This is a genomic window from Bradyrhizobium sp. WSM1417, from assembly GCF_000515415.1.
Classification (GTDB): Bacteria; Pseudomonadota; Alphaproteobacteria; order Rhizobiales; family Xanthobacteraceae; genus Bradyrhizobium.
Genome location: NZ_KI911783.1, coordinates 271,458 through 293,029, shown reverse-complemented (window position 1 = coordinate 293,029; position 21,572 = coordinate 271,458). Strand labels below are relative to the sequence as shown.

The window sequence follows — 21,572 nt, the reverse complement described above, 5'->3', positions numbered from 1 at the left end:
CGCCGCTCTTTGACAATCTGAACCGCTTCGACTATCTATTTCGCATGCGAAATAAGGAGGCCGGCGCGGGGCATCATCGGCTGATCTACCTGCTGAGCGTTGCGCAGCGGCGCTTGCAGCGCTGGATGGCGGCGCAGCCTTCGAGCGAGGTCACGCCGGCGCAGGCAGGACTCCTGTTCATCCTCGGCAAGCATGACGGCGTCCTGATGGGCGAGGCCGGCGCGGCGCTCGACATGGGGCCGGCCGGCATCTCGGGGCTGGTCGACCGTACGGCGGCGGCTAAACTGGTCGAGCGGCGCGCGGATCACGAGGATGGTCGCGCCTGGCGCGTCTGGCTGACGCCGAAGGGGCGAACGGCGCTGGCGCAGGCGAAGGCCAGCGCAGCAAAGGTCAATGCGGCATTGACGGAAGGATTTACCGGCGCGGAGATCGACATCGTCGCGCGCTGGCTGACGAGCATTCAGGATAAATTTCCAAGAGGAGCGAACGAATGACTGACCAAGTCCGGATCGAGAACAACGGCGGAATTCTCACGCTCACGCTGGCGCGCCCCGACAAGAAGAACGCGCTGACGGATGCGATGTACGGCAAGCTTGCCGACGCCATCGAATCCGCCGAGTCCGATGCGTCGGCCCGCGTGATCCTGATCCGCGGCGAAGGCGACATGTTCACTGCCGGCAACGACGTCGGCGAATTCGCCGCGGTCGCAGCGGGCAAGTCGGAAGGCAGCCGCAACGTCGTGCGCTTCATCCAGTCGCTGGCGCGCTGCACCCGGCCCCTGGTTGCGGCGGTGCAGGGCCGCGCCGTCGGCGTCGGCACCACGATGCTGCTGCATTGCGACCTCGTCGTGCTTGCCGACAACGCGCAATTGTCGACGCCCTTCGTCAGCCTTGCGCTCGTGCCGGAAGCCGCCTCCAGCCTGCTGATGCCGGCGCGCATCGGCTACGCGCGGGCCTACGAGATGTTCGCGCTGGGCGAGACGGTGCCGGCCAAATCCGCGCTGGAATGGGGGCTCGCCAACCGCGTGGTGCCGCTCGACAAGCTCGATGCCGAAGCGCTTGCGCTGGCGCAGCGTCTTGCCCGTCAGCCGGCCGGCGCGCTCACCGCCACCAAGAAGCTGATGCGCAATGGCGAGGCGCTGGTCGCGCAGATGAATGCCGAGGGCGAGCAGTTCGGACTGCGCCTGCGCACCGCGGAGGCGCGCGAGGCCTTCACGGCGTTCGCGGAGCGCCGCCCGCCGGATTTCACCAAGGTTGCGTGACATGGGGGGTGCACCGAGCCTCGTCGGGGGTACTCGCGGCAATTCCATTAAACTTAACGGAACATTGGCATGTCCCGGGGCAAGGTGGCGCTCGAAATAGGCCCCCGACCCAGGCCCCCGACACCATGGCAATGTTTAAGAAATCGGTAAGTTCGCTCCTCCTGACCTTGATGGCCCTGCTGGCCGCGGGTGCGCTGGCCTCCACGGCGATCCAGATGGTTGGGGCGTTCGGCCGCTATAGCGACAGCCTCGAGACCGCGCGGCTTGCCGCCGCCGACAAGGCGATCTTCCATGGGGTGCTGGCGCTGCGCAACAATCGCGGCGATGCGCAGAGCGCGATCCTCGGTGAGGACGACCCCCGGGCAAAACTCGAGGCGGCGGAGAAGGCCGAGCAGGGCGGCTATGACGCCATCGGCGCCGCGCTCGCCACCGTCGACTTCGCCCGCCGCGACGAACTCGCTGGCACATTGAAGCAGGGCTGGAGCGCCGCCACGCCGCAATTCCAGCTGTTCTACGACGAAGCCAAGCGCCCCCGCGCCGAGCGCAAGATCGAGCGGACCAACTCCTGGTATGATGCCGTCACCAAGGTGATCGAAACAGCCAACTTCGCCTCCACCGCGGTGTCGAACCGTGCCTGGATGGACGACCCCTTCATCGCCCGCATGATCCAGGTCCGGCGCTTCGCCTGGCAGGTGCGCGACCGCTATGGAATCCATTGTTCGTCGCTTCGCTCGAACGTCAACAGCAGCAAGCCGCTCGACGACGCTCAGAAGCGGTCGGTGGCGCAATGGGATGGCACGATCACCTCCGGCTGGGCGGGCATGGCCGAGTTGCTGGCTGCGCCGGGCGTGGCGGCGGAGCTGGTGACGGCCGCGACGGACGCGAAGGCCAAGACCGACGGTGCCCTCAAGCAGATCGGCGAGCTCACCAAGAATTTCGACGGAAGCGGCAAGCCCGCGATGCCCGCCGCGGAATGGAATACGTTGTGTCAGTCACCCTTTGCATCCATCGTCGCGGTGGCGAACAAGGCGCTCGACCAGTCGATCGTCCGGGCGGAAACGGTGCAGGCCAAGGCGCTCACCAATCTCGTCGTGCAGTCGCTCGCGTTCCTGCTCGCGCTGGCCGTGACCCTGACCGGCGTCTACGTGGTCCGCAACCGCCTCATGCGCCCGGTGCGCGCCATCCTGGATGCCATCGCCAAGATCAGCGCCCGCGACTACGCGACGCCCGTCCCGCAATCCAGGTATCCCGACGAGTTCGGTACCATGGCGGCCGCACTCGAAAGCCTGCGCGAGAGCGCGGCGACCGCGGAACGCCTGGGCCGGGAGCGCGAATCGCAGCAGGCGCTCCAGCTCGCCCGCTCCGGCACCGTCGATGCCGCCTGCCGCAGTTTCGACGACACCGTGCAAGCTGTCATTCACAGCGTTGCGGCGTCGACGAAGGAGCTCGACGCCACCGCGACCGACGTGCGCTCGCTGGTGTCAGAATCGAGCAGCCAGACCGCGGCGGTCTCGTCCTCCGCCGAACAGGCCACCAACAATCTCGAGACCATCGCGGCCGCGACCGAAGAACTCTCCGCGTCCGTGGGCGAGATCTCGGCGCAGGTGCAGGCCAGCGCCCGCGAGGCCCGTGAAGCCGTGTCGCAGGCAGCACAGACCAATGCGACGGTCGAGATCCTCGATCAGACCGCTGGCCGCATCGGCGAGGTCGTGAAGATGATCAACGCCATCGCAGGACAGACCAATCTGCTGGCGTTGAACGCCACCATCGAAGCTGCGCGCGCGGGCGAGGCCGGCCGCGGCTTCGCCGTGGTCGCCGGCGAGGTCAAGAGCCTCGCCTCGCAGACGGCGACGGCGACGGAAGAGATCTCCCGCCAGGTCGCGGAGATCCAGGGCGCGACCGGCCAGGCGGTCACTGCCATCCGCGCGATCGGCGGCGCGATCAGCGGTATTGACGAGAAGATGACGGCGATTGCGGCCGCGGTCGAACAGCAGCGCGCGGCCACCACCGAGATTTCCCGCAACTTCCAGCAGGCCGCGCAGGGAACCCGCGAGGTCACCGACACCATCGGCAGCGTCGCCAGGCTCAACCAGGAAACGGGCAATGCCGGTTCGGTGCTGTCGGTGTCCGTGTCGAAAATGTCCGCCGACGCTGATCGTCTCCGCGTGGCGGTCGAGGGCTTTTTGGGCGCGGTGAGGACCGCGTAACTTCGACAATCTTCCGTCCCACCGTCGCGCGATCGGCATTGCCGCCGATGCACGCGGCGGGTACATCTGTGACGCTGCGCGAGCGCCGCGGCAGATGTAAGAAATATCAGGGATGGAGAGTTCGATGCCGGTCACGCCCCAACACAAGGCCCAGCGCCCCTATCGCGGCGTGTTCCCGGTCGCACCCACCATCTTCGACGAACGCGGTGAGCTCGACCTCGAGGGACAGCGCCGCTGCATCGATTTCATGATCGATGCCGGCTCGAACGGTCTGTGCATTCTCGCCAATTTCTCCGAACAGTTCGTGCTCACGGATGCCGAGCGCGAGACCGTGATGCATGCAGTGCTGGATCATGTCGCGGGTCGGGTTCCCGTGATCGTCACGACCACGCATTTCAGCTCGGCCGTCTGCGCCGCGCGCAGCCAGCAGGCCGAGGCGGCCGGTGCCGCCATGGTGATGGTGATGCCGCCCTATCACGGCGCCACCTTCCGCGTGCCCGAAAAAGGCGTCGTCGAATTCTTCAAGGTGCTGTCGGGTGCAATCAAGATTCCGATCATGATCCAGGATGCGCCCGTCGCCGGCACGCCGCTGTCGGTCGAGCTGCTCGCGCGGCTGGCGCGCGACTTCTCCAACATCCGCTATTTCAAGATCGAGGTGCCGGGCGCGGCTGCAAAGCTGCGTAGTCTGATCGAGGCCGGCGGCAGCGATATCGAGGGTCCCTGGGACGGCGAGGAAGCGATCACGCTGCTCGCCGATCTTGATGCCGGCGCCACCGGCGCGATGACCGGCGGCGGCTATCCCGACGGCATCCGCCAGATCGTCGATCCCTATTTCGCCGGCAAGCGTGAGGAGGCCAAAGCCGCCTACGAACGCTGGCTGCCACTGATCAACTACGAAAACCGCCAATGTGGCCTGATCGCCTGCAAGGCGATGATGCAGGCCGGCGGCGTGATCAAGTCGGACACGGTGCGGCATCCGCTGCAGCCGCTGCACCCGGCGACCCGGGCAGGACTGCTGGAGTTGGCCAAGGAGCGCGATGCGCTGGCGTTGCGGTGGGGGAAGTAGGGCAACGCTGCTCGGCGGTTGCTATTTAACTCCGCCGTCGTCCTGGACAAGCGCAGCGAAGCGGAGCGCAGATCCAGGACCCATTACCCCAGGATGTCGTTTGGCGGATACTCGGGGCTACGGGCTCGTACCACGACAGCTCCCTGGGGTAATGGGTCCTGGCTTTCGCCAGGACGACACCGGGAATGGTGCAGCGGCGTCGGCTATCTCGCCAACGCCCACTCACCGACAATACGAAACCTTGCCCCCGCATCATCCTGCTTGAACAACGCAATGCGATCGATCGCCAGCGCATCAAGCCCGAGCGCAGCAAACCTTGCCCGCAGCATCTCCAGAATCGGGCCGCGGCGCTCCACGTCCAGCCGCCCCGTCAACGTCATGTGGAAACGGAATTCCTCCATCACGTAAGGGTAGCCCCAGCGGTCGAGATAGTCGCGCTGCCGATCGCTGAGCTTCTCGGGCCTGCGACGCGCACGATCTTCCGCCGTCAGGGCGGTGCGAAAGCCATCGAACGCGCGGACGCAATCGGCGGCGAGCTCTTGGAGCGCAACGACCGGCTCGGCCGGAATGACCGCGATGAAACCGCTGATGGCATCGACGACCGGGCGGATCACCGGGATCGTCCGCGCCTCGCCGGCGAAGGCCGCGCAGGCCGCCAAGAGCTCCACTTCGGTCTTGCCCGGCGCGAGCGCCATCGGCGCCTTCAGTGTGCCGTGAAAACCGTATTTGCGAGGATCTGCGGTGATGTCGCGCCAGTCCGGCGCGAGACGCGCTGCCTCGGCGGGAAAGGGCAGCTCGTTGCCGGTATAGGCATCGTAGCCGAGCAATTCCGCGCCGAAGCGGGTGAGGGCGCTGTCGACGCCTGCGGCAAAATAGATCGCGTAGCGGGGGAAACTCGTCATCGTCCGAGCATAGCGGGTTTATGCCGCGACGACAGCTTCGCGCGGGGTAGCTGCCATGCCGAGCAACCGCGTCGCGTCGGTGAGATGCACGAGCTTGCCGCCTGATATGACGGCGATCAGCCGCGGCCGCAGCGGCATGCTGTCGTCGACCAGCAGAATGTCCGCGCGCCGTCCTTTCGCGAGCACGCCGCGATCGACAAGGCCGGTCGCGCGCGCCGGCGCGGCGGAAACCAGGTTCCAGGCTTCGGTCAGCGGCAGCACGCCATCGGCGGCGAGCCGGAACGCAGCGAGCAGCTGCGCGGGATAGTAGTAGTCCGAGGCCAGCACCGAGCAGAGCCCTTTGGCGATCATGTCGGATGCCTTGGTCCACCCGGTGTGGCTGCCGCCGCGCACGACGTTCGGTGCGCCGTAGACGATGGCGTCACCATGGCTTGCCGCCACTCGCGCCGTCTCCTCGTTGATCGGAAACTCCGCGATCGCCACGCCCATGGCGCGAAAGCCCTCGCGCATCGCCGGTGTCGCATCGTCATGCGAGAGCATTCGCACCTCGGCGGCGCGGGCTGTCGCGGCGAGCCGCGACACGGAAGCCGGCACTTCACTGGCGCGCGAAAGCACGTGTCCGACCAGCCGGTCGAATTCCTCGCTCGACAGACCGGTGCGCTCCACCATGCGGTTGCGCTTGCGGGGCTTGGCCATGTCCCCAACCGTCCCGTCCATGTGGTCGTTGAAGGCGAACAGGTCGACGCGGCCCTCAGCGAGCCACTGGCTGATCTCGGTTTCCGCATCGAGATTGTAGGTCTCGTGGCGCAGGTGAAAGCGGGTGTCGGCGGCAAACTGCGGGCGCTGCCGTTCGATCGCCTCCATCAGGCTGCGCGCATTGTCGGCGCTGCGCAGGCCCGGCTCCCACGAACAGGTCGTGGCGTGAAACACCGTGGTGATACCGTTGCTGATCGCCTGGCGGTCGCTATCGGCGAGCGCCACGTCGATCGGAAAATCGACCCCGGCGCGCGGCATCATCTGGCGCTCGAAGGCATCGCCATGCAGATCGACGATGCCCGGCAGGACCAGCAAGTCGCGCGCGTCGATCGCAAGCCGCGCCCGGCCGCGAGAGGCATCGACCTCCGCGATGTCCGCTCCGGACAGGGCAAGAGAAGTTCCGACGAGCTCGGAGCCGATCAGGGTCCGGCCGCCCTCAAGGAAAATGTCTGTCACGCGACCGCGCTTGGTTTGCTGCCAACAGAATTGTTGAGAGAACTTCCTCGTGCTTCATATGTCGAGAGGAAATCTTCAATCCCGAGCTTGCGGAAATCGGGCAATGCTGCACGCAATTTGTCGTGATCCCAATCCCACCAGGCGAGGCTGGCGAGCCGTCCGGCAACCTCTTCCGAGAACCGCCGGCGCACGATGCGCGCCGGATTGCCGGCGATGATGGTGTAGGCCGGCACGTCCTTGGTGACGATGGCGCCGCCCGCGATCACCGCGCCGGTGCCGATGTTGCGACCCGGCAGCACGATCGCGCCATGGCCGATCCAGACGTCATGGCCGATATGGACGTGATGCTGGCGCCGCCAGTCGAAGAAGTCGGTGTCGTCGCTCTCGCCTTCGAAATAGGCGCTCGAACGATAGGTGAAGTGCGCCTGCGTGGCGCGGTGCATCGGGTGATTGCCCGGATTGATCCGCGTCATCGCCGCGATCGAGCAGAATTTTCCGATGGTGGTGTAGGTGATCTGGGCGTCGTTCACGACATAGGAGTAATCGCCCATCGTCACTTCGTGCAGGATCGTGCGCGCGCCGACCTCCGTGTAGGCCCCAAGCCTGGCGTCGTGCAGCTTCGCCGAGGAATCGACAGTCGGCTGGACTGAAAGAGCTTTGGCGGCCATGTTGCATCCGAACGAGAGGGCGGGCGTTTCTCTTCGAGCGGCTTGATGACAATGTCATGACGACGCGATGACAGGGCAAGAACAGTGGATGGCGTGCGTAGGATCGCCGCACCGCAACGTCCGTGTCACACAAGTGTCAAGCGCCGGCGTTAGCGGTGGGTCCCAGCTACTCTGGAGCTCTGCATGCTGGTGGTTGAAGGTCTGACGTGTCGCTTCGGCGTGAAAGCCGCGGTGGACGACGCCTCGTTTCAAGTCTCTCCCGGCGGTTTCGTCGGCGTGATCGGACGCTCTGGCGCCGGCAAGTCGACCCTGCTGCGGACCATCAACCGTCTCGCGACCCCTTCGCGGGGCCGCATCCTGTTCGACGGTCTCGACGTCACCGCGCTGCGCGGCAAGGAGCTGCGGCAGTGGCGGGCGCGCTCGGCGATGATCTTTCAGCAGTTCAATCTGGTCGGCCGGCTCGATGTTCTCACCAATGTCCTAATGGGACGACTCGCGACGATGCCGGCCTGGCGCTCGCTGTCGCAGACCTGGCCCGAGCAGGACAAGGGGCTGGCGATGTCCGCGCTCGAACAGTTCGACATCGCCCCGCTTGCAGCCCAGCGCGCCGACCAGCTCTCCGGCGGCCAGCAGCAGCGCGTGGCGATCGCCCGCGCGCTGGTGCAGCAGCCAGACATCATCCTCGCCGACGAGCCGATCGCCTCGCTCGATCCGCGCAACACCAAGATCGTGATGGATGCGCTGCTGCGCATCAACAAGCATTTCGGCATCACCGTGCTCTGCAATCTGCATTCGCTCGACCTGGCGCGCAGCTATTGCGACCGCCTGATCGGCATGGCCCAGGGGCGCGTGGTGTTCGACGGCGCGCCAGCCGAATTGACCGAGCACGTTGCGCGCGAGCTCTACGATCTCGAAGCCGCCGATGTCATGGGCGGCACGCCTGCACCGGTGCGACAGGGCATTCCGGCGCTTGGAACGGCGGCTGCCGCCTGAGCTGCGCCGCATCAGTCATCACCAGTTTTGCGTCAACCGACCTCAACCCATGAAGAGGCTATCATGATTACTCGCAGATTGATTCTTGCCGGCGCCGCCGCGCTCGCGTTCACGGCTTCGGCTTCCGCCGAGGATTGGAAAGCCAAATATCCCGAGCTGACCTTCGCGGTCATTCCGGCGGAAAATGCCTCGGGCGTCACCGAGCGCTGGGCGCCGTTCATGAGCTATCTCTCCAAGGAACTGGGCGTGAAAGTCACGCTGCGCATCGCCAACGACTACGCCGCCGTGATCGAAGGCCAGCGTGCCGGCAATATCCACATCGCGAGCTATGGCTCGGCCTCGTTCGCCCGCGCCCGCCTGACCGGCGTCAAGACCGACGCTTTCGCCAACGACATCAACTCCGACGGCTCGACCGGCTACTACTCGGTGTTCTTCGTCAAGGCGAGCAGCCCTTACAAGAGTATCGACCAGCTCAACGGCAAGAACCTCGGCTTGGTCGACCCGAACTCGACCTCCGGCAACAACGTGCCGCGCTTCGAGCTCGACAAGATGGGCATCACGGATGCCGACACCTATTTCAGCAAGGTCGTCTTCACCGGCAGCCACGAGAACGCGATCCTGGCACTGGCGCAGGGCACGGTGGACGTAGCCGCCAACCAGTGGACCAGCGATGACGATTCGACGCTGGCGCAGATGCTGACCAAGGGCATGCTGAAGAATGCCGACGGCTCGGCGATGAAGAAGGACGATTTCCGCATCATCCACAAATCGGCGCCGATCATCAACGGCCCCTATGCCTACAATTCCGATCTGCCGGAAGAGGCCAAGGCCGCGATCGCCAAGGCGTTCTTCGACGCGCCGGCCAAGGACAAGGCTGCCTTCGACCGCCTCCAGGACGGCCAGAAGAAGGGCTTTCATCCCGCGACCACCAAGGATTGGGATGGCACGATCGAGCTGATCAAGTTCGTCGATGCGCTGCGTAAGAAGAAGGCGTCCTGAGTATCGGGACGATGCCACTGGAGCCGGGTCGATGGACCCGGCTCTTTCTCTTTGATCGACCACCTTTCCTGATCAGATGACCGTCGCGGTTTCGATCCTCCCCGAGCAGCAGCTCGCCGTGCTCAACGCCGCCTATCGCCAGGCGGTCGCGCGCAGGCGATGGCGCCTCCTGTTCGGAGCCGTGGTGTTCGCCGCTGCATTGTGTCTGGCGGCGATCGGCGCCGAAGTGAATCTGCGCACGCTGTTCGCCCACTACGGCAACTTCATCAGCTATTTCGACCGGATCCTCACACTCGACAGCGGACAGCGGGTTTGGACCGATGTCGGCGAATGGCTGTGGGGCTGGCGTAAATGGCTGAGGATGCTGGGCGAGACCCTGCTGATCTCCTATGTCGGCACGTTGATCGGCGCGACTTTTGCATTCTGCCTGAATTTCCTCGCGGCTGAAAACACCTCGCCCGCGCCCTGGCTGCGCTTCACGATGCGGCGCCTGCTCGAATTCGCCCGCACCGTCCCCGGCATCGTCTTTGCGCTGATCTTCGTGATCGCCTTCGGGCTCGGTCCGATGGCGGGTGTGCTGGCGATCGCGATTCACTCTACGGGCGCACTCGGAAAGCTGTTCTCGGAGATCGTCGAGAACGCCGACATGAAGCCGGTCGAAGGCGTCCGCTCAACCGGCGCGAGCTGGCTCTCCTGCATGCGCTTCGCCATCCTTCCGCAGGTCACGGCAGGCTATGCCAGCTACGCGCTGCTGCGTTTCGAGATCAACGTCCGCGAGGCCTCAGTGATGGGATTCGTCGGCGCGGGCGGCATCGGCCAGGAGCTCGTCGTCGCCATCCGCAAGTTCTATTACTCCGACGTCAGCGCCATCCTGCTCACCATCATCGTCACGGTCTTCATCATCGACATCAGCACCGGATGGCTGCGCGGCCGTCTGTTCGGCAAGGAGGCGCGGACGTGACGGGACCGCAGGAGACCGACACCGCGGCGCTTCGCGCGCGCTACCCCGACGTGTTCGCCCGGCCGGCCTCGGCGCGGCTCGCCATGCCGGTGATGATCGTCGCGGCGTTCGCGATCCTGGTCTATGGCCTGGTCGATCTCGATTTCTCGCCCTCGCGCTTCGTCGCCGGTCTCAGTCAGCTCGGCTGGATCAGCCTGATGATGATCCCGCCGGATCCCGGCTCGTCGTTGCCGATCTATCTGAAGGCGCTGGGTGAGACGCTGTCGATCGCGCTGCTCGGCACGACGCTGGCTGCACTGTTCGCGCTGCCGATCAGTCTTCTTGCCGCGCGTAACGTGGTGCCGTCAAAGCTGCTGCGCTTCCCTGTCCGCCGCTTCCTCGATTCGATCCGCGGCATCGACACGCTGATCTGGGCGCTGGTGTGGATCAACGTGGTCGGGCTCGGCCCGTTTGCCGGCGTGCTCGCCATTGCCGTGTCGGATTTCGGCGCCTTTGGAAAGCTGTTCTCGGAGGCGATCGAGGGCGCGGACCAGAAGCAGGTCGAGGGCATCCGCGCCTCCGGTGGCAGCGCGCTGCACGAGATCCGCTTCGGTCTGCTGCCGCAGGTCCTGCCCGTGATCGCCGGCCAAGTGCTCTATTTCATCGAGTCGAACACGCGCTCGGCCACCATCATCGGCATCGTCGGCGCCGGCGGCATCGGCCTCCAGCTCGCGGAGCAGATCCGCGTGCTGGAATGGCAGAAGGTGTCGTTCCTGATCCTGATGATCCTGGTCGCGGTCGCCGCGATCGATTTCGTCTCGGGCAAGCTGCGGTTTGCGATCATTGGCCGAAGGGCGGTGGCGTAGGTCTTCGCCTCTCCCCGCTTGCGGGGAGAGGCCGACGCGCGCAGCGCGGCGGGTGAGGGGGACTCTCCGCGAGTCCGTCTCTTACGATGATTGTGGAGGCAGCCCCTCACCCCAACCCTCTCCCCGTAAGAACGGGGCGAGGGAGAACAAGCAGCCCACCCTACGGCTCCACCAGAAACTCCACCCGCTCCGCGGCAAACCGCGAATGCTTGGTGACCAGCGGCTTGCCGTCGAGAGCGTGGTCGGTGGCATCGACCACCAGGATCGGTCGTCCGAGCGCCAGATCGAGCCGTGCGGCGTCGGTTGCGTCGACGATGCCGGCGGTGATCCGGGTCGCGCCGCGGCGATAGTCGCGAACGCCGTAATGCTCAAGCAACTTCGTCATCGAGCGGGTCGCGGCAAAGACGTCGCCCGCACCGGGGAATAGCTGCGCCGACAGCCAGGTCGTGGAGACGCAGATCGGCGTGCGGTCGGCGAGGCGCATCGCCTCGATCCGCACCAGTGGTGCGCCGGTCTTCAATCCAAGTTCGCGCGCGAGTTCGCGGGTCGCGACATCATCGGACGCCTCGATCAACCGGCCATGCGGTTCGCGGCCGTCCGCGCCGACGATCTCGGAGAAACGGGTCCGCGAGCGCAGCGGGTAGGCGAGCTTCTGCGCCTCGACATAAGTTCCGCTGCCGCGTTCGGCCCGCACGATGCCGCGCTCGGCCAGCGCGGCCAGCGCGCGCCGCACGGTGTGGCGGTTCACGCGATAGGTTTCGGCGATCTCCACTTCGCCCGGCAGCTTGTCGCCGGCCGCAAAGCGGCCGTCGGCGATGCCGCGCTCGATGCCGTCGGCAACGAGGCGCCACAACGCGACGCCGGAGGAGGCTGTGTCCTGCATGCTCATGTGGCCGGGAAGCTACTCCAGAAATCACGCCTTTGTCACGAAACAGTCATGGCGCTCCGCTATCAAGTTGTCTAGTATCATAGACAACTTGGATTCGGCAAGTTCTGCAGAAAGTTTCGGTGGATCTGATGACCCAGCACAACAATCAGCAAGCCCAGCGCCAGGCCGCAATGGCCGTGCTGGCGCACGCGGAGGCGGGCGAGATCGCCGCTCGTCTCAGCGCTCTCGCTTTGCCGGCGCATCAGGATCTGCGCGCGCCGGAAAACGGCCTCGTCATGCTGCGCGGCCGGGTCGGCGGCGACGGTGCGCCGTTCAATATCGGCGAAGCGACAGTGTCGCGCGCGGCTGTCAGGCTCGCGAGCGGCGAGGTCGGTTTCGGCTACACGCTCGGTCGCGACGGCGAGAAGGCGCGGCTGATCGCGCTGTGCGATGCGCTGGTGCAGTCCAGCGATTTCGGCGGCGCAGCGGAGCGCGACATCATCGCGCCGTTGCGTGAGCAACTGATGGTTAAGCGCAAGCAGGCGGCGGCCGAGACCGCCGCGACGAAGGTTGATTTCTACACCATGGTGCGCGGTGAGGGGTGAGATCATGACCACGATTGCGGAACTGCCGCCGGGGTTCGCCGACAAGGTGCTGTCAGCACAATCGACCTTTCGCTCGGTGATGGACGCGATGGCGCGGCCGAGCTCGGTCCGGCGCATCGTGCCGACGTCAGGAGCGCCTCATACGATGATGCGCGGCACGGCCGCGATCGCGCTGACGCTGTTCGACCACGACACGCCGCTCTGGCTCGATGCGCGCATGTCGGACAGCACCGACGTGACAAAATGGCTGAAGTTCCACACGGGCGCGCCGATGGTGCAGGATTCCTCGATCGCAAGCTTTGCGCTGATCAGTGACGGGGCGGCGCTGCCTTCGCTCGAGCGCTTCGCGCTGGGCACCAGCGAATATCCGGATCGGTCGACGACGTTGATCCTGCAGGTCGAGAGCCTGGACGCAGGACGCAGCTTCGAGCTGCGCGGTCCCGGCATCGATGGTGTCGCGACGCTCAAGGCCTCGATCAAGCCGTTCGACTTGTTCGAGCGCCTGCGCGTTAACGAAACGCTGTTTCCGCGCGGCACCGATGTGGTGCTGGTCGCCGACGATGCCTTGGTTGCGATCCCGCGCACCACGCGTGTCGTGAACAAGGGAAGCTAGCCGCATGTATGTCGCAGTCAAAGGCGGCGAACGCGCCATCGAGAACGCCCATCGCCTGCTCGCCAATGCACGGCGCGGCGACCAAAGCGTGCCGGAAATCTCGCTCGACCAGATCTCGGAGCAGCTCGGCCTCGCCGTGGACCGCGTCATGAGCGAAGGCTCGCTCTATGACCGCGAGCTCGCGGCGCTCGCCATCAAGCAGGCGCGTGGCGATTTGATCGAGGCGATCTTCCTGGTCCGCGCCTTCCGCGCCACGCTGCCGCGCTTCGGCGCCAGCGAGCCGGTCGAGACCGGCGCGATGCGGGTGCAGCGGCGGGTGTCCTCGACCTTCAAGGACATTCCCGGCGGCCAGATCCTCGGCCCGACCTTCGACTATACCCACCGTTTGCTCGATCCCTCGCTCGTCGAAGGCTTTGTGCCGGAGCAGCCTGCGACGGCCGAAGCCTCTACGGCGCCCACGCCGCGGGTGACCGATATTCTCGGCCGCGACGGCCTGATCGAATCCTCGCCGCAAGCGGAAGAGGGCGCCAGCGTCGGCGACCTCACCCGCGAGCCGCTGAACTTTCCGGCGGATCGTGACCTGCGCCTGCAAAATCTCGCGCGTGGCGACGAAGGCTTCTTGCTGGCGATGGGCTATTCCACCCAGCGCGGCTATGGCCGCAACCATCCATTCGCCGGGGAAATCCGCTTCGGCGAGGTCGAGGTCGAATTTTCGGCGGAAGACGCCGGCTTCGCCGTGCCGCTCGGCTCGATCGAGCTCACCGAGTGTCAGATGGTCAACCAGTTCAAGGGCTCCGCGACCGAAGCGCCGTGCTTCACCCGCGGCTATGGCCTCGCTTTCGGCCAGAGCGAGCGCAAGACCATGTCGATGGCGCTGGTCGACCGCGCGTTGCGTGCGCGCGAGCTCGGCGAAGAGACACTCGCCCCTGCGCAAGACGAAGAATTCGTGATGTCGCATTCGGACAACGTCCAGGCGACCGGCTTCGTCGAACATTTGAAGCTGCCGCACTATGTCGACTTCCAGTCCGAGCTCGGCCTGTTGCGCAAGCTGCGCAAGGAATTCACCAATGCCAATGCGCCTGATGCCTTGAAGGAGGCCGCGGAATGAACGCGCCCGCCTATAATTTCGCCTATCTCGACGAACAGACCAAACGGATGATCCGCCGCGCGATCCTCAAGGCGATCGCGATTCCCGGCTATCAGGTGCCGTTCGCCAGCCGTGAAATGCCGATGCCCTATGGCTGGGGCACCGGCGGCGTTCAGGTCACCGCCGCGATCCTCGGGCCCGAGGACGTGCTGAAGGTGATCGACCAGGGCTCCGACGACACCACCAACGCGATCTCGATCCGCAAATTCTTCGCCAGGACCGCCGGCGTCGCCACGACAACGGCAACAGAAGAAGCGACCGTAATCCAGACCCGCCACCGCATTCCGGAGAGATCGCTGCACGAGAATCAGGTGCTGGTCTATCAGGTGCCGATCCCGGAGCCGCTGCGCTTCCTCGAGCCGCGCGAGACCGAGACGCGGCGCATGCACGCGCTGGCCGAATACGGCCTGATGCATGTGAAGCTTTACGAGGACATTGCCCGCTTCGGCCACATCGCGACGGCTTACGCCTATCCGGTGAAGGTCAACTCGCGCTATGTGATGGATCCGTCGCCGACGCCGAAATTCGACAATCCCAAGATGGACAATTGTCCGGCGCTGCAACTGTTCGGCGCCGGCCGCGAGAAGCGCATCTATGCGATCCCGCCCTACACGCAGGTGGTGTCGCTCGACTTCGAGGATCACCCGTTCGAGCCATATCGTTTCAACGCGCCTTGCGCGCTGTGCGCCGCGGACAATTCCTATCTCGACGAGATCGTGACCGACGACAAGGGCGGACGCATGTTCGTCTGCTCCGACACGGATTATTGCGAGGGCCGCCAGGCCGCCGGCCATCACGGCAGCCTCAGCGCCGCGCCGTACAAGGACAAGGCGCAGGAGGCATCGAATGGCTGATCAAGACATGCACGAGAACGACGAGCCGCTGCTGGTCGCAAAATCCCTCAGCAAGTCCTACGGCCGTATCGCGGCGTGCCGCGATGTGTCCTTTGCGCTCTATCCCGGCGAGGTGCTGGCGATCGTCGGCGAATCCGGCTCGGGCAAGTCGACGTTGCTCCAGCTCCTCTCGGGTCAGCTCGCGGCCAGCGGTGGGCACGTCTCCTATCGGATGCGCGACGGCGTCACCCGCGATCTCGCCACGCTGGGCGAGGCCGAGCGGCGCTTCCTGTTCCGCACCGACTGGGGCTTCGTTCATCAGGATCCCGCGCAGGGCTTGCGCATGGCGGTCTCGGCCGGCGCCAATGTCGGCGAACGGTTAATGGCGGTGGGTTGGAATCACTACGGCCGCATTCGCGATACCGCGTCGGACTGGCTGACCCGCGTCGAGATCGACATCGCACGCATCGACGACGCGCCGCGTACCTATTCTGGCGGCATGCGCCAGCGTCTCCAGATCGCCCGCAATCTCGTCACCGAGCCGCGGCTGGTGTTCATGGACGAGCCGACCGGCGGCCTCGATGTTTCCGTGCAGGCCCGCCTGCTCGACCTCGTGCGCAGCCTCGTTGCCGAGCTGCACCTTGCGGTCATCATCGTCACCCATGATCTCGCGGTCGCGCGCCTGCTGTCGCACCGGGTGATGGTGATGAAGGGCGGCCGCGTCATCGAGACCGGCCTCACCGACCAGGTGCTCGACGATCCGCGCGAGCCCTACACCCAGCTCCTCGTCTCCTCGATCCTGCCGCCATAAGCCTTCCAAAATGAGTCCTTCAATGACCGCCATGATCGACATCACCGACGCCAACAAGACCTTCACGATGCATCTCCAAGGCGGCATCGAGCTGCCCGTGGTGCGCGGCATGACCTTTCACGTCAATCCGGGCGAATGTGTCGTGCTGTCGGGGCCATCGGGCGCCGGAAAATCGTCGATCCTGAAGATGATCTTCGGCAACTATCGCTGCGACTCCGGCCGCATCGGCATCCGCCATCGCGGCATGTTGGTCGATCTTGCCAACGCCGAGCCGCGGCAGGTCCTCAACATCCGCCGCGCGACCATCGGCTATGTCAGCCAGTTCCTACGCGCGGTGCCGCGCGTCGCGACCGTCGACGTGGTTGCCGAGCCGCTGATCGTCAACGGCATGGCGCGCGCGGAGGCGCAGCGGCGCGCCGGCGAACTGTTGCATCGTCTCAACATCCCCGAGCGGCTCTGGCAGCTGCCGCCCGCGACCTTCTCCGGCGGCGAGCAGCAGCGCGTCAACATTGCGCGCGGCTTCATCTCGGACCTGCCGATCCTGCTGCTCGACGAGCCCACCGCCTCGCTCGACGCCGCCAACCGCGCCGTCGTGGTCGAACTGGTCGCCGAAAAGAAGCGCCACGGCGTCGCCATGGTCGCCATTGTCCATGACGACGAAATCCGTCATCAGATTGCCGACCGCATCGTCGATGTCACCAGCTTCGCCGCCGCGGCCTGAAGGAAATGGACATGAACGCCAAGAAGGACATCGTGATCGCCAACGCCAGGATCGTGCTGGCGGAACGGGTGATCGAGCAGGGCTGGCTCGCTCTCGCCGATGGACGCATTGCCGAGATCGGCGAGGGCAGGGCGCCCACGGGGGCAGAGGATGCCGGCGGCGATCTGATCATGCCCGGCTTGATCGAGCTCCACACCGACCACCTCGAGGCACATTACGTGCCGCGGCCAAAGGTGTTCTGGAATCCGGTCGCGGCCGTCGTCTCCTATGACGGCCAGCTCGCGACATCGGGCATTACCACGGTGTTCGACTCGCTCCGGGTCTGGCGCGAGGACGGCGCCGAGGAAGTCGACGGGCGCGCCGGCGTGCTTGCCGCCGCGATCACGACCGCGCGCGATGCCAATTTGCTGCGCGCCGATCACTTCCTGCATCTGCGCTGCGAAATCCCGATGCCGAGCGTGGTCGAGGAGGCCAGGGAGCTGATCGACCGTCCCGACGTGCGGCTGATGTCGCTAATGGACCACACCCCCGGCCAGCGCCAGTTCCGCGACGAAGGCAAGCTGCGCGACTATTATCGCGGCAAGGGCGGCGGCAAGACCGACGCCCAGCTCGACGAACTGTTCGCGAAGCGTTTCGAGTATCAGAAGGCCTACGCCGCGACCAACATGCGCGAGATCGTGGCGCTGGCACATCAGTACAAGATCCCGCTGGCGAGCCATGACGATACCACCGAGGAGAATGTCGTCGACGCCGTGCGCGATGGCGTTTCGGTGGCGGAATTCCCGACCACGTTGGAGGCCGCGCGCGGCCTGCACGAGGCCGGGATCGACATCCTGATGGGTGCGCCGAACGTCGTGCGCGGCGGCTCGCATTCCGGCAACATCGCCGCGGTTGATCTCGCCCGCGAGGGCCTGCTCGACATCCTGTCATCGGACTACATTCCCTCGAGCCTTCTGATGGCCGCGCTACATTTGCCCGAGCATGTGCCCGCCATCAGTCTTGCGGCGGCGATCCGCACGGTGACGAAGGCGCCCGCGGACGCCGTCGGCCTGTCCGACCGCGGTGAAATCGCGGTTGGCAAGCGGGCCGATCTGATCCGCGTGCATGTTGCTGGCAGCGTCCCTGCGGTCCGCAGCGTTTGGCGCGAAGGGCGCCGCGTCGCATGAGCGAGACCGTCACCGTGGCGGGAGCGCAGACGGGCGCGATCGGGCCCGGGCGGCTCGTGCTCGTGGTCGGTCCCAGCGGTGCCGGCAAGGACACGCTGCTGCGGCTGGCGCGGGCGGCGTGCATCGAGGATCAGGACATCGTCTTTCCGCGCCGTGTCGTGACCCGCGAATCCTCGGCCGACGAAGACAATATTGCGGTGAGCCCTGACGAATTCCGTCGCGCGCGCGAGCATGGCGAATTCGCCGTGCATTGGGAGGCGCATGGCCATTCCTATGCGCTGCCGCTCGACCTCAACGACGACATTCTTGCCGGACGCGCCGTCGTGGCCAACGTTTCGCGCACAGTGATCGGCGCGCTGCGTCAGACCTATGCAAACGTCGTGGTGGTCGCGATCACGGCGCCGCCGGAGGTGTTGGCGCAGCGGCTCGCCGCCCGCGCCCGGCACAGTGACGGCAATATCGTGGAACGGCTGACACGCAGCGTCGGCGATGCATCGGCGCAGGCCGACGTCACCATCCTCAACGCGGGCAGCGCGGAGTATCATGGCCGCCAGCTTCTGCGCGTGATCAGGAATCAAGGCTGGCACGAATAGCCGGCGCAACAAGGAGACTGGAATGTCGGTGATCGAAACGGTCGAGCAGCTGGAGGCCATCTACGGCGTCACCAACGACGCCTCGACCGTGAAAGTCGCCGACCACGTCACCCCGCTCTATCGGGTCTTCATCGAAAAGGCCCCGTTCGCCGCGCTCGCCACCATCGGGCCCGAGGGCATCGACTGCTCGCCGCGCGGCGATCTCTCCGGCTTCGTCCGCATTCATGATCCGAAGACGCTGATGCTGCCGGATCGCCGCGGCAACAACCGGGTCGATTCCTTGCGCAACATCGTGCGCGATCCCAGGGTGTCGCTGATGTTCCTGATTCCCGGCTCCGGCAATGCGGTCCGCGCCAATGGCCGGGCGCATCTGTCCATCGATCCCGAACTGCTCGCTTCCTTCAAGGTCGACGGCAAGGCGCCGCGCAGCGTCATGGTGATGACGGTCGACGAAATCTACTTCCAATGCGCCCGCGCCATCGTCCGCTCCGACCTCTGGAATCCCGACAAGCGCATCGATCCCAAGACGCTGCCGACACCCGGCCAGATCCTCGCCGAGATGAGCGAGAACAAGATCGGCGGCGCGGAGTACGATCGCGCTTGGCCGGAGCGTGCGGCAGCGACGATGTGGTGAGTGGTTGTCCCCCCTTCCCCGTCCCACCACAGGAATCGCATATCATATGAAGAAGAACGTGGTGGGCAGATTGCCTGTGGCCATCCTTCGAGACGCCCGCCTTCGGCGGGCCCTCAGGATGAGGGCGGAGGGGGTGGCTGCAGTTTCAAAGTTCGCGCAACCGAGCTGAGCCCTCATCCTGAGGAGACCGCTGAAAGCGGTCGTCTCGAAGGACGAGGCGCTGGCTCAGACGTCGCCAAAACGCATGATCGACGCCGGGTTCCTGAGCAGACTCAGCCCGTCAGCGCTGCCAACAGTTCATCCGGGCATTCGGCCATGATCATGTGGCCGGCGCCCCGCACCACGACGGTCTTCGCATTCGGGATCGCCGCCGCGAGTGCCTTGCCGGCCTTCACCGGCGTCATCATGTCCCGCTCGCCGAGGATGAGCGTCGTAGGCACCTTCACACTCGCGGCTGCTTGAAGCGCATTCGCGTAAGCATTGCAGGCCGACAAATCCCTGAACAGCACGCCCGGCTCGCAGTGTTTTAACACAGCCTGCGCTCCGCCATGCATCCACAGGCCCGGTGCGAGGCTGCCGCCGAGCTCGGCGTTGAAGCCGAGGCCCCAGATCGAGACCATGTCGTTTGCATCCTGCGAATTGATTTCGGCCGCCTTCAGCAGATCCGGGCCGACCGTCATGGTCGCGGCAGTGCCGATCAGGCTGAGCGCGGACACCTTGTCGGGGTGACGTGCGGCCGTCTCCAGTGAGATCAGCGATCCCATGGAATGGCCGATCAGATGCGCCTTGGTCACCCCGGCCGCATCGAGCAGGGCCGCCGTCCAGTCTGCCATCTCGGCGATGCTGCCGAGCGAAGGACCGGGGGAGCGGCCGTGACCGGGCAGATCAGGGGCCAGCACGCCAAAGCCGTGATGGGCGAACCAGCGCGTGTGCAGCGCCCAGGTCGAATGATCGAAGCCGGCGCCGTGGAGGAAGACGACCGCGGGCAGGGATCTGTCGAAGTCGCGGCCGCCGGTTGCGACCAGCACCTCGGCGCCGTTGACGGAGAGCTTCATGGTGTCAGACCTTTTGCGAGATGCGCAGCGCCTGCGCGAGATCGTCGATGATGTCGCTTGCGGTCTCGATCCCGACCGAGAGCCGCACCAGCTCCTCGCCGATGCCGGAGGCCTTGAGCTGCTCGGCGTCCATCTGCTGGTGCGTGGTCGACGCCGGGTGGATCACCAGCGTCTTGGCGTCGCCGACATTGGCGAGATGGCTGATCATGCGCAGCGATTCGATGAACTTGCGGCCCGCGGGCCGTCCGCCCTTGATGCCGAAGGAGACGATCGAGCCGGCGCCGCGCGGCAGCAATTGTTTTGCGAGCTGGTAGTCCGTGTGGTCCTCCAGCGATGGATGAAGCACCCAATCGACCGCCTTGTTGGCTTTCAGCGCTTCCAGCACGAGATGCGTGTTCTGGATGTGGCGGTCCATGCGCACGCCGAGCGTCTCGACGCCCTGCAACAGCTGGAACGCGTTGGTCGGGGATAGACAAGCGCCGAAATCGCGCAGGCCCTCGGTGCGTGCGCGCATGATGAAGGCGGCGGTGCCGAACTGCTCGTCGAAGACGATGCCGTGATAACCGCCATAGGGCTCGGTCAGCACGTCGAATTTTCCGGATGAACGCCAGTCGAAATGGCCGCCGTCGACGATGGCGCCGCCGATCGCGATGCCGTGGCCGCCGATCCATTTGGTTGCCGAATGCATGACGATGTCGGCGCCGAGCTCGATCGGACGGCTGAGATAGGGCGTGGCAAAGGTGTTGTCGATCAGCAGCGGAATCTTCGCGTCATGCGCGATCGTCGCGACCTTCGGAATGTCCAGCACCTCCAGCCCGGGATTGCCGATGGTCTCGCCGATCAACAGCTTCGTGTTCGGCTTGATAGCCGCGCGGAACGCGTCGAGATCGCGCGGTTTCACGAACGTTGTGGTGATGCCGAAGCGCGGCAGCGTGTGCGCCAGCAAATTGATGGTGCCGCCATAGAGTGAGCTTGACGCGACGATATGGTCGCCGGCGTTTAGAAGCGTCGCGATGGCCAGATGCAGCGCGGCCATGCCGCTCGCGGTGCAGATCGCGCCGACGCCGCCTTCCAGCGCCGCAAGCCGTTCTTCCAGCACGCTCGTGGTCGGATTTGAGATGCGCGTATAGATGTGGCCCGCACGCTCGAGGTTGAACAGCGCGGCGGCGTGGTCGGAATCCTGGAACACGTAGGACGTGGTCTGGTAGATCGGCACGGCGCGGGCGCCGGTCGCGGGATCCGGATGCTGGCCCGCATGCAGGCTCAGGGTCTCGAAGGCGGGCGGTTTTGGCGCGGGCATGCGGGGCCTCGTTGCTCGGTCGGCGGAGGCGGCCCTTGTGCCACAAAACGGCGCGCGAAGTCAGCCCATTGACAGCGACGCATCGTCGGTGCGCTCCCTCGCCCCGTTCTTA

The 21,572-nt window shown here is 65.6% G+C and carries 23 protein-coding genes; 17 read left to right on the top strand and 6 right to left on the bottom strand.

What is annotated here, in order from left to right; translation table 11 throughout:
• Window positions 1-44 precede the first annotated feature (44 nt).
• The 4 genes from BRA1417_RS0101520 (at window position 45) to BRA1417_RS0101505 (ending at window position 4,534) form a co-directional block, all read left to right on the top strand.
• On the top strand, window positions 45-494 hold the full coding sequence (locus tag BRA1417_RS0101520; protein ID WP_027514296.1) for a MarR family winged helix-turn-helix transcriptional regulator: 450 nt from the start codon (window positions 45-47) through the stop codon (window positions 492-494).
• The gene (locus BRA1417_RS0101515) at window positions 491-1,261 is read left to right on the top strand and encodes an enoyl-CoA hydratase (RefSeq protein WP_027514295.1); all 771 of its coding nucleotides are present in this window, start codon (window positions 491-493) and stop codon (window positions 1,259-1,261) included. Before BRA1417_RS0101520 ends, BRA1417_RS0101515 begins: the two co-directional genes overlap by 4 nt.
• 125 nt (window positions 1,262-1,386) lie before the next feature.
• Window positions 1,387-3,468, top strand: a complete 2,082-nt coding sequence (locus BRA1417_RS0101510; RefSeq protein WP_027514294.1) for a methyl-accepting chemotaxis protein — start codon at window positions 1,387-1,389, stop codon at window positions 3,466-3,468.
• Window positions 3,469-3,592: 124 nt separating this feature from the next.
• A complete protein-coding gene (locus tag BRA1417_RS0101505; protein WP_027514293.1) occupies window positions 3,593-4,534 on the top strand; it encodes a dihydrodipicolinate synthase family protein in 942 nt (313 codons plus the stop codon).
• Between the two features lie 203 nt (window positions 4,535-4,737).
• On the opposite strand, the gene BRA1417_RS0101500 is transcribed toward BRA1417_RS0101505, so the two are convergent.
• From BRA1417_RS0101500 to BRA1417_RS0101490, 3 genes are read right to left on the bottom strand one after another with little or no spacing between them, the layout of a single operon-like run.
• Window positions 4,738-5,436 (bottom strand): DUF1045 domain-containing protein, encoded by a 699-nt coding sequence (locus BRA1417_RS0101500; RefSeq protein WP_027514292.1) that lies wholly within the window; start codon window positions 5,434-5,436, stop codon window positions 4,738-4,740.
• Window positions 5,437-5,454: 18 nt separating this feature from the next.
• The gene (locus BRA1417_RS0101495; protein ID WP_027514291.1) at window positions 5,455-6,648 is read right to left on the bottom strand and encodes an alpha-D-ribose 1-methylphosphonate 5-triphosphate diphosphatase; all 1,194 of its coding nucleotides are present in this window, start codon (window positions 6,646-6,648) and stop codon (window positions 5,455-5,457) included.
• Entirely contained in the window at window positions 6,645-7,316 is a 672-nt protein-coding gene (locus BRA1417_RS0101490; protein WP_027514290.1) for a chloramphenicol acetyltransferase, read from the bottom strand. Before BRA1417_RS0101490 ends, BRA1417_RS0101495 begins: the two co-directional genes overlap by 4 nt.
• Window positions 7,317-7,499: 183 nt before the next feature.
• On the opposite strand from BRA1417_RS0101490, the gene phnC reads away from it, so the two are divergent.
• From phnC to phnE (BRA1417_RS0101470), 4 genes are all read left to right on the top strand, one after another.
• Entirely contained in the window at window positions 7,500-8,309 is an 810-nt protein-coding gene (gene phnC, locus BRA1417_RS0101485) for a phosphonate ABC transporter ATP-binding protein (RefSeq protein WP_027514289.1), read from the top strand.
• A 63-nt stretch (window positions 8,310-8,372) separates the two neighbouring features.
• Entirely contained in the window at window positions 8,373-9,308 is a 936-nt protein-coding gene (gene phnD / locus BRA1417_RS0101480; protein WP_027514288.1) for a phosphonate ABC transporter substrate-binding protein, read from the top strand.
• A 76-nt stretch (window positions 9,309-9,384) separates the two neighbouring features.
• A complete protein-coding gene (gene phnE, locus BRA1417_RS0101475) occupies window positions 9,385-10,269 on the top strand; it encodes a phosphonate ABC transporter, permease protein PhnE (RefSeq protein WP_027514287.1) in 885 nt (294 codons plus the stop codon).
• Window positions 10,227-11,114: a phosphonate ABC transporter, permease protein PhnE gene (phnE, locus tag BRA1417_RS0101470; RefSeq protein ID WP_371259970.1), complete on the top strand. Its 888-nt coding sequence runs from the start codon at window positions 10,227-10,229 to the stop codon at window positions 11,112-11,114. The genes phnE (BRA1417_RS0101475) and phnE (BRA1417_RS0101470) overlap by 43 nt, the downstream gene beginning before the upstream one ends.
• A gap of 160 nt (window positions 11,115-11,274) precedes the next feature.
• Here phnE (BRA1417_RS0101470) and phnF read toward each other — a convergent pair whose 3' ends face one another.
• Window positions 11,275-12,003, bottom strand: a complete 729-nt coding sequence (gene phnF / locus BRA1417_RS0101465; RefSeq protein WP_027514285.1) for a phosphonate metabolism transcriptional regulator PhnF — start codon at window positions 12,001-12,003, stop codon at window positions 11,275-11,277.
• Window positions 12,004-12,173: 170 nt separating this feature from the next.
• Between phnF and phnG the strand changes: the two genes are divergently transcribed.
• From phnG to BRA1417_RS0101420, 9 genes are read left to right on the top strand one after another with little or no spacing between them, the layout of a single operon-like run.
• Complete coding sequence (gene phnG, locus BRA1417_RS0101460) at window positions 12,174-12,587, top strand: phosphonate C-P lyase system protein PhnG (protein WP_051448460.1); 414 nt, start codon at window positions 12,174-12,176, stop codon at window positions 12,585-12,587.
• A gap of 4 nt (window positions 12,588-12,591) precedes the next feature.
• Window positions 12,592-13,200 carry a phosphonate C-P lyase system protein PhnH gene (gene phnH / locus BRA1417_RS0101455; protein ID WP_027514283.1) on the top strand — a complete coding sequence of 203 codons (609 nt, stop codon included), beginning with the start codon at window positions 12,592-12,594 and terminating at the stop codon, window positions 13,198-13,200.
• A 4-nt stretch (window positions 13,201-13,204) separates the two neighbouring features.
• Window positions 13,205-14,308, top strand: a complete 1,104-nt coding sequence (locus tag BRA1417_RS0101450; protein WP_027514282.1) for a carbon-phosphorus lyase complex subunit PhnI — start codon at window positions 13,205-13,207, stop codon at window positions 14,306-14,308.
• Complete coding sequence (locus BRA1417_RS0101445; protein WP_027514281.1) at window positions 14,305-15,201, top strand: alpha-D-ribose 1-methylphosphonate 5-phosphate C-P-lyase PhnJ; 897 nt, start codon at window positions 14,305-14,307, stop codon at window positions 15,199-15,201. The genes BRA1417_RS0101450 and BRA1417_RS0101445 overlap by 4 nt, the downstream gene beginning before the upstream one ends.
• On the top strand, window positions 15,194-15,991 hold the full coding sequence (phnK, locus tag BRA1417_RS0101440) for a phosphonate C-P lyase system protein PhnK (RefSeq protein ID WP_027514280.1): 798 nt from the start codon (window positions 15,194-15,196) through the stop codon (window positions 15,989-15,991). Before BRA1417_RS0101445 ends, phnK begins: the two co-directional genes overlap by 8 nt.
• Before the next feature lie 22 nt (window positions 15,992-16,013).
• Window positions 16,014-16,712 (top strand): phosphonate C-P lyase system protein PhnL, encoded by a 699-nt coding sequence (gene phnL, locus BRA1417_RS0101435; protein WP_027514279.1) that lies wholly within the window; start codon window positions 16,014-16,016, stop codon window positions 16,710-16,712.
• Between the two features lie 11 nt (window positions 16,713-16,723).
• The gene (locus tag BRA1417_RS0101430) at window positions 16,724-17,878 is read left to right on the top strand and encodes an alpha-D-ribose 1-methylphosphonate 5-triphosphate diphosphatase (protein WP_027514278.1); all 1,155 of its coding nucleotides are present in this window, start codon (window positions 16,724-16,726) and stop codon (window positions 17,876-17,878) included.
• Window positions 17,875-18,471: a phosphonate metabolism protein/1,5-bisphosphokinase (PRPP-forming) PhnN gene (gene phnN / locus BRA1417_RS0101425; RefSeq protein ID WP_027514277.1), complete on the top strand. Its 597-nt coding sequence runs from the start codon at window positions 17,875-17,877 to the stop codon at window positions 18,469-18,471. The genes BRA1417_RS0101430 and phnN overlap by 4 nt, the downstream gene beginning before the upstream one ends.
• Window positions 18,472-18,493: 22 nt before the next feature.
• Complete coding sequence (locus tag BRA1417_RS0101420; protein ID WP_027514276.1) at window positions 18,494-19,105, top strand: pyridoxamine 5'-phosphate oxidase family protein; 612 nt, start codon at window positions 18,494-18,496, stop codon at window positions 19,103-19,105.
• A gap of 272 nt (window positions 19,106-19,377) precedes the next feature.
• Here the strand turns inward: BRA1417_RS0101420 and BRA1417_RS0101410 are convergent, their stop codons facing one another.
• Window positions 19,378-20,160: an alpha/beta fold hydrolase gene (locus tag BRA1417_RS0101410; RefSeq protein ID WP_027514275.1), complete on the bottom strand. Its 783-nt coding sequence runs from the start codon at window positions 20,158-20,160 to the stop codon at window positions 19,378-19,380.
• Between the two features lie 4 nt (window positions 20,161-20,164).
• The gene (locus tag BRA1417_RS0101405) at window positions 20,165-21,460 is read right to left on the bottom strand and encodes an O-acetylhomoserine aminocarboxypropyltransferase (protein WP_027514274.1); all 1,296 of its coding nucleotides are present in this window, start codon (window positions 21,458-21,460) and stop codon (window positions 20,165-20,167) included.
• Window positions 21,461-21,572 lie beyond the last annotated feature (112 nt).

Excerpts from the sequence above, each read along its gene's own strand:
- BRA1417_RS0101520 (WP_027514296.1), top strand. The coding sequence starts at position 45 with ATGCGAAATAAGGAGGCCGGCGCGGGGCATCATCGGCTGATCTACCTG.
- BRA1417_RS0101515 (WP_027514295.1), top strand. The coding sequence starts at position 491 with ATGACTGACCAAGTCCGGATCGAGAACAACGGCGGAATTCTCACGCTC.
- BRA1417_RS0101510 (WP_027514294.1), top strand. The coding sequence starts at position 1,387 with ATGGCAATGTTTAAGAAATCGGTAAGTTCGCTCCTCCTGACCTTGATG.
- BRA1417_RS0101505 (WP_027514293.1), top strand. The coding sequence starts at position 3,593 with ATGCCGGTCACGCCCCAACACAAGGCCCAGCGCCCCTATCGCGGCGTG.
- BRA1417_RS0101500 (WP_027514292.1), bottom strand. The coding sequence starts at position 5,436 with ATGACGAGTTTCCCCCGCTACGCGATCTATTTTGCCGCAGGCGTCGAC.
- BRA1417_RS0101490 (WP_027514290.1), bottom strand. The coding sequence starts at position 7,316 with ATGGCCGCCAAAGCTCTTTCAGTCCAGCCGACTGTCGATTCCTCGGCG.
- phnC (WP_027514289.1), top strand. The coding sequence starts at position 7,500 with ATGCTGGTGGTTGAAGGTCTGACGTGTCGCTTCGGCGTGAAAGCCGCG.
- phnD (WP_027514288.1), top strand. The coding sequence starts at position 8,373 with ATGATTACTCGCAGATTGATTCTTGCCGGCGCCGCCGCGCTCGCGTTC.
- phnE (WP_027514287.1), top strand. The coding sequence starts at position 9,385 with ATGACCGTCGCGGTTTCGATCCTCCCCGAGCAGCAGCTCGCCGTGCTC.
- phnE (WP_371259970.1), top strand. The coding sequence starts at position 10,227 with ATGGCTGCGCGGCCGTCTGTTCGGCAAGGAGGCGCGGACGTGACGGGA.
- phnF (WP_027514285.1), bottom strand. The coding sequence starts at position 12,003 with ATGAGCATGCAGGACACAGCCTCCTCCGGCGTCGCGTTGTGGCGCCTC.
- phnG (WP_051448460.1), top strand. The coding sequence starts at position 12,174 with ATGGCCGTGCTGGCGCACGCGGAGGCGGGCGAGATCGCCGCTCGTCTC.
- phnH (WP_027514283.1), top strand. The coding sequence starts at position 12,592 with ATGACCACGATTGCGGAACTGCCGCCGGGGTTCGCCGACAAGGTGCTG.
- BRA1417_RS0101450 (WP_027514282.1), top strand. The coding sequence starts at position 13,205 with ATGTATGTCGCAGTCAAAGGCGGCGAACGCGCCATCGAGAACGCCCAT.
- BRA1417_RS0101445 (WP_027514281.1), top strand. The coding sequence starts at position 14,305 with ATGAACGCGCCCGCCTATAATTTCGCCTATCTCGACGAACAGACCAAA.
- phnK (WP_027514280.1), top strand. The coding sequence starts at position 15,194 with ATGGCTGATCAAGACATGCACGAGAACGACGAGCCGCTGCTGGTCGCA.
- phnL (WP_027514279.1), top strand. The coding sequence starts at position 16,014 with ATGACCGCCATGATCGACATCACCGACGCCAACAAGACCTTCACGATG.
- BRA1417_RS0101430 (WP_027514278.1), top strand. The coding sequence starts at position 16,724 with ATGAACGCCAAGAAGGACATCGTGATCGCCAACGCCAGGATCGTGCTG.
- phnN (WP_027514277.1), top strand. The coding sequence starts at position 17,875 with ATGAGCGAGACCGTCACCGTGGCGGGAGCGCAGACGGGCGCGATCGGG.
- BRA1417_RS0101420 (WP_027514276.1), top strand. The coding sequence starts at position 18,494 with ATGTCGGTGATCGAAACGGTCGAGCAGCTGGAGGCCATCTACGGCGTC.
- BRA1417_RS0101410 (WP_027514275.1), bottom strand. The coding sequence starts at position 20,160 with ATGAAGCTCTCCGTCAACGGCGCCGAGGTGCTGGTCGCAACCGGCGGC.
- BRA1417_RS0101405 (WP_027514274.1), bottom strand. The coding sequence starts at position 21,460 with ATGCCCGCGCCAAAACCGCCCGCCTTCGAGACCCTGAGCCTGCATGCG.